Origin of the sequence: Promicromonospora kroppenstedtii DSM 19349, assembly GCF_000515355.1 — a bacterium.
In the GTDB taxonomy this organism is placed as follows: domain Bacteria; phylum Actinomycetota; class Actinomycetes; order Actinomycetales; family Cellulomonadaceae; genus Promicromonospora; species Promicromonospora kroppenstedtii.
The window spans coordinates 21,379-26,891 of sequence record NZ_KI911764.1 but is presented as its reverse complement, the minus strand read 5'-3'; the positions used below and the strand labels follow the sequence as shown (position 1 = coordinate 26,891).

5 protein-coding genes are annotated in these 5,513 nt (G+C 72.5%); 1 reads left to right on the top strand and 4 read right to left on the bottom strand.

Translation table 11 applies throughout. The features are described 5' to 3' along the window. Positions 1 to 571, top strand: a 571-nt coding sequence (locus tag PROKR_RS29470) for a GbsR/MarR family transcriptional regulator (protein ID WP_051433498.1), incomplete at its 5' end; no start/stop codon positions are given. Here the strand turns inward: PROKR_RS29470 and PROKR_RS29465 are convergent. The 4 genes from PROKR_RS29465 to PROKR_RS29450 form a co-directional block, all read right to left on the bottom strand. Further along, on the bottom strand, positions 568 to 1,095 hold the full coding sequence (locus PROKR_RS29465; protein ID WP_036971304.1) for a hypothetical protein: 528 nt from the start codon (positions 1,093 to 1,095) through the stop codon (positions 568 to 570). The two genes, PROKR_RS29470 and PROKR_RS29465, sit on opposite strands and share 4 nt — an antisense overlap. A gap of 10 nt (positions 1,096 to 1,105) precedes the next feature. Beyond that, entirely contained in the window at positions 1,106 to 3,472 is a 2,367-nt protein-coding gene (locus PROKR_RS29460; protein ID WP_036971301.1) for an arylsulfatase, read from the bottom strand. A gap of 98 nt (positions 3,473 to 3,570) precedes the next feature. Then, the gene (locus PROKR_RS29455) at positions 3,571 to 4,560 is read right to left on the bottom strand and encodes a Dyp-type peroxidase (RefSeq protein ID WP_036971291.1); all 990 of its coding nucleotides are present in this window, start codon (positions 4,558 to 4,560) and stop codon (positions 3,571 to 3,573) included. A 9-nt stretch (positions 4,561 to 4,569) separates the two neighbouring features. Then, on the bottom strand, positions 4,570 to 5,388 hold the full coding sequence (locus tag PROKR_RS29450; RefSeq protein WP_036971288.1) for a serine/threonine-protein kinase: 819 nt from the start codon (positions 5,386 to 5,388) through the stop codon (positions 4,570 to 4,572). Positions 5,389 to 5,513: the final 125 nt, after the last annotated feature.

The following is a 5,513-nucleotide window of genomic DNA, read 5'->3' as shown; positions in this document are numbered from 1 at the left end:
CACGCCCCGGGACGCTCAGCCGGCCCCGCAGGCCCACGGGCGCGATGCGGCGGCGGTGGCCGACTTCGAGGAGTCGCTCACCGGCGTGCTGATGGCCTCGGGTCTGCCCCGGATGACCGCGCGCGTGCTGACCTGCTTGTTCACGACCGACGCCGGGAGCGTCACGGCGGCTGAGCTGGTTCAGCGCCTCCAGGTCAGCCCGGCCTCCGTGTCGAAGGCGATCACCTTTCTCGAGAGCCAGGGCCTCGTGCGCCGGGAGCGCGACGAGGGCGGCCGCCGCGAGCGGTACGTGGCGGACAACGACGTCTGGTACCAGTCGACGATCGCCAGCGCCCGGGCCAACGACCAGCTCGCCGCCACCGCCCGCGAGGGCGTCGTCGTGCTCGGGGCGAGCACGCCCGCCGCCGCGCGGCTGGAGAACATCGCCCGGTTCCTCGACTTCATCAGCGAGAGCATCGTCCGGGCCGCCGAGCAGGCGCGCGAGGTGCTGCACACGGGGCCCGCCACCGCGACCTCCGCTCCGTCCGACGACGGGAGCGACGTCGCCCGACCCGACGGCCGCGCCGGCTAGTGCAGGGCCAGCTTGAGCCCGATCATCGCGACGCCCAGCAGGCCCGCGACCAGGGTCGAGCCCAGGCGCCTGCGGCCCGTCAGCCCGCCGTCCGTGCTCATGCGCCAGCCCACGAGCAGCAGCAGGGCGAGGTTGACCAGGAGCGCGATGTCGACGGCGAGGTTCGGCGGCACCCGCAGCACCGCCTCGATCAGCAGCACGACGACGGGCGCGGTGCACGCCGCGACGAGCGGCAGGCCCTCGCCGAGCACGTGCCGGCGCTCGTCGGGGTACAGGGGGCGGCGGGCCACGGAGCGCGCGGCGATCAGGTGGGCGTACGACTCGGCGCACCAGTAGACCAGCAGCGTGCCGCCCAGCAGGATGGCGACCCGGACGAGCCCGAGCTCCGAGGGCGCTGACGCGAGCACGGACCCGGTGATGACCAGCCCGTACAGGTACGCCGCCCGCTCCTTGAGCGACTCGCCCCGCTCGCCGGGGGCGGGGTCTGCGGCGGCGTGGCGTGGTCGCGGCTCCTCGGGGTGCACGGGGGACCGCCTACTGCCGGGCCATCGCGACCCGGAGCCGCTCTTCGGGGCTGATGTAGTGGTCGTGGTCGTCGGTGCCGACGTCGAGCTGCACCCAGCTGATCCGCCCGGCGAACCGGCTGGAGGCCGGGGTGTAGGCGCCGGAGACGCTGGTCCCGGACTCGTAGCCGATGTCGGTGGTCTCGTCGGCCGAGAAGACCAGCGGCTGGGTGGCGTCCACCCGGCCGCTGCCCACCGGGGACCCGTCGTGGAAGAGGGTGACCATGCCGCCCTTGCCCAGCCCGCCGCCGTCATAGGCGAGCTCCGCGCGCAGCTGGTGCTTGCCGCCGGGCACCGGCTCGCCGGCCGTGACGTCGTACCGGCGGATGCCGAGCACGTTGTACGTGAAGGTCAGCCGTCCGTCCACGACGTGCACGCACCAGCCGCCGAACCGGCCACCCTGCGCGATGAGCACGCCGGAGGCGGTGCCCGGCGGGACGTCGACCTCGGCCGTCACGGAGAACGACCGGTTCTTCACGCTGACGATGCTGTTCTCGGACAGCCGCCCCATGCCGGGGAAGAAGAGCTGCGAGCCGCCGTGGATGAGGGTGGGCCGGCCGGCGAGCTCGGGCACGAGCCGTTCGGCGGTGCGGTCGTCCATGGGCAGCACGTTGTACTTCGTGGCCTCGATGAGCCACAGCCGCTGGAGCCGGGCCAGCACCTCGGGGCGCTCGGCGGCCAGGTCGTGCGCCTGGCTGAAGTCGGTCCGGCCGTCGTACAGCTCCCAGACGTCGTCGTCGAAGGCGGGTGGCTCCGCGCCGGTGAGCGCCCACGGGGTGCGGTGCTTCGTGACCGCGCTCCACCCGCGGTCGTAGATCCCGCGGTTGGCGAACATCTCGAAGTACTGCAGGTCGTGCCGCTCCGGCATCGTGGCGTCGTCGAACGTGTAGAGCATCGAGGTGCCCTCGATGGGCGACTGCAGCACGCCGTTCACGGTGGTCGGCTCGGGCAGCCCGGCCGCCTCCAGGATCGTGGGGGCCACGTCGATGACGTGCGTGAACTGCGAGCGGAGGCCGCCGTGCTCGGCGATGCGGTCCGGCCAGTGCACGATCGTGCCGTTGCGGGTGCCGCCCCAGTGCGAGGCGACCTGCTTGGTCCACTGGTACGGGGTGTCCATGGCCCAAGCCCAGCCCACGGCGTAGTGGTTGTACGAGCTGGGGGAGCCGAGCTCGTCCATCTTGGAACGCAGGAACTCGGGCGTCTCCAGTGCGGCCATGCCGTTGAAGTTCGCCATCTCGTTGAAGGCGCCGTTGACCGTGCCCTCGGCCGAGGCCCCGTTGTCACCGATGATGTAGTAGACGATCGTCTCGTCGAGGACGTCCAGGTCCTCCAGGGTGTCGATCAGCCGCCCGACCTGCACGTCCGTGTGCTCCAGGAAGCCCGCGTAGGCCTCCATCTGGCGCGCGAGCACGGGCTTGAGCTCGTCCGGCATGTCGGCCCAGGCGGGGATCTCGTCGTGCCGCTCGGTCAGGTCGGTCTCGGGCGGCACCACGCCGAGCTCCTTCTGCCGGGCGAAGGTGCGCTCGCGCTGCACGTCCCATCCGTCGTCGAACGTGCCGCGGTACTTCTCGATCCACTCCCGCGGCACGTGGTGCGGGGCGTGCGTCGCGCCGGGGGCGAGGTAGACGAAGAACGGCTTGTCCGGCATCAGCGCCTTCTGCTGCCGTACCCAGGAGCACGCGTGGTCCACCAGGTCCTCGGTCAGGTGGTAGCCCTCCTCGGCCGTGGCCGGGGGCTCGACCGGCGTGGTCCCGCTGTACAGCGCGGGGGCCCACTGGTTGTTCTCGCCGCCGATGAACCCGTAGAACGTCTCGAAGCCCCCGCCGCCGGTCGGCCACGCGTCGAACGGGCCCATCGGCGACGACTGCCACACCGGCACCTCGTGGCACTTGCCGAACTGCGCCGTCGAGTACCCGTTCAGCCGCAGCGTCTCGGCCAGCGGAGCCTTGGTGTTCGGACGCAGTGAGCTGTTCCCGGGGGCCGACGTCGCCGTCTCGGTGATGCTGCCCATGCCCACGGAGTGGTGGTTGCGGCCCGTCAGGAGCGCCTGGCGCGTCGGTGCGCACAGGGCGGTGGTATGGAACCGGTTGAACCGCAGGCCGCCGGCGGCGAGCCGTTCCGCCGTCGGCGTCCGGCAGGGGCCGCCGAACGCGCTCGCGGCGCCGAAGCCGACGTCGTCGAGCAGCACGATCAGCACGTTGGGGGCGCCCGGCGGGGGCAGCAGCGGCTCGATCGGCGGGTACGAGGTGGCGGCATCCTTGGCGTCGTACGTCGTCGGGCCCGGTGTCGGCCGGTCCGGGATGGGAAGCATCGTGCGGGCGTGCGTGTCGGGACGCATGGGGGCTCCGCTTCGTCGCGGGGGAGGACGGGCCCCTCTCACGGTAGGCCGGTGTCCCGGGGGCACATCCCACAAAAGAGGTGAGTTGCCCTGTGGTCTCAGCCGGCGTCGAGCGCGTCCAGGATCGTCGTGGGCGGCACGAAGAACGTGGTGCCCGTCGCCGGGGTCGAGAAGTCGAGGATCCGGTCGTGCAGGCCGGGCGGGTCGCCGACGAACATGCGCTCCAGCATCCGCTCGATGACCCACAGGCGGCGCGAGTAGCCGATGAAGTAGGTGCCGAACTCGCCGTGCCCGGGCCGGCCGAACGGCATGTTGTCGCGCAGGATGTCGTGCTCGCCGTCCTCGTCGGTGATCGTGGCGAGCGTCTTGTGCGCCTTCTGCCCCTCGGCCGCGTCGTCGAGCTCGACACCGTCGGCCTTGGTGCGGCCGATGATCTGCTCCTGCTGCTCGGTGGTGAGCGCCTGCCAGGCGGTCAGCGAGTGCAGGTACTTCTGCACGACGACGTAGCTGCCCCCGGCGAACCGGGGGTCCTCGTCGCCCACGAGGGTGGACTCCGGGAGGTCCCGGCCGACCGGGTTGGCCGTGCCGTCCACGAACCCGAGCAGGTCGCGGGTGTCGAAGTAGCGGAATCCCGAGACCTCGTCGGCAGTCGTGACGGCGGTGCCGAGCGCGGCGAGCAGCAGGCGCTCCAGCTCGAAGCACAGGTCCTGCCGGTCCGACCAGATGTGGAACAGCAGGTCACCTGGGGTGGAGACGGCGGTGTGCGCGGCCCCGGCGATCTCGCGGAACGGGTGCAGCTCGGCGGGCCGTTCCCGGCCGGTCAGGTCGGTCCAGATGCGGCTGCCGATGCCGACGGTGCACGAGACCGGGTTCGCCAGGTCGCGGAAGCCGACCGTCTTGACGAGCCCGCCCAGGTCGGCGAGCACCTCGCGGACGGTGGCCATCGCCTCGTCGCCGTCGGCCACGACCAGCGTGAGGAAGACGGCGGACCGGCGCAGCGGGGCGTCCACGCCCTGGGGCGAGACGGGTGCGCCGTAGGCCGCGGGGGCGGTCCGGCCGTTGTCTGGGCTGCTCACGCTGTCCGGCATGCCGGAAGATTACAGCGTGGCCCGCCAGGCCTCGGCCAGCGCCGCGACCGAGGGCCAGCGGGCGTCCCGTCCGTGGCGCACCGCACGGTCGGCGACGGCCAGCTGCGCCGCCGAGCCGGCCCAGTCCGCGGGCGACCGCGTCGCGTCGTCGCCCAGGAAGGTGTGGGCGAGCGTGCCGAGCGCGAAGACGTTCGTGACCTCGTCGAGCGGCGCGCCGAGCTCGTACTCCTCGGGCGACATGAAGCGGGACGACCCCCACATCCGGCCCATGCGGTTGACCAGGGGAGCGCGCTCGTAGAAGTCCAGGTCGCACAGCACGACGCCCCCGGTCGCCGGGTCGATCATCACCGAGCCGTCGTACAGGTCGACGGCCACCCAGCCGAGCGCCGCCGCGTGCGCGTGGAAGTCGTAGACCTGCCGCACCGCGTCGACGCGCGCCGCCAGGCTCATCGACCGCACCACGTGCGTCCGCTCGTACTGGCGACCGACCGGCGTCGCGTCGGTCCAGTCGAACACCAGGGCGTGCCCGGCCCCGACGTCCACGGCCTCGCGCAGGGTGACGAGCGTGGGGTGGGCGAGCGCCCGGTACACCTCGGCCGCGCGGCGTGCGCGCGCGACGGCGGTGTCGACGTCGCCGTCGTACCGCACCGTGGGCGCGCCCGCGTACTTGACGAACACGCGGCCCGCCGGTCCCTCGACGCCCAGGCAGAGGTTGCCGGAGTCCTGCTGGTCGAGCACGGCGAACACCGTGCCCCAGCGGGCCGTGAACGACAGGTCGTGGGGTGCGCGCAGACGTACGGGCAGGCCGTCGAGCTCGGTCACGATCACCCCGGGAAGGCTAGCCGACGGGGCACAGCGGGTCCGTCCGTGAGGTCGGCAGTTGGCATCGAGATCGGCTCAGACCTGAGCCGATCTCGATGCCAACTGCCGAAAGAAGCTGGTCAGGACGCGGC

What these genes read in the sequence shown, in the direction of transcription:
- PROKR_RS29460 (WP_036971301.1), bottom strand. Translation starts at nt 3,472, where the DNA reads ATGCGTCCCGACACGCACGCCCGCACGATGCTTCCCATCCCGGACCGG.
- PROKR_RS29455 (WP_036971291.1), bottom strand. Translation starts at nt 4,560, where the DNA reads ATGCCGGACAGCGTGAGCAGCCCAGACAACGGCCGGACCGCCCCCGCG.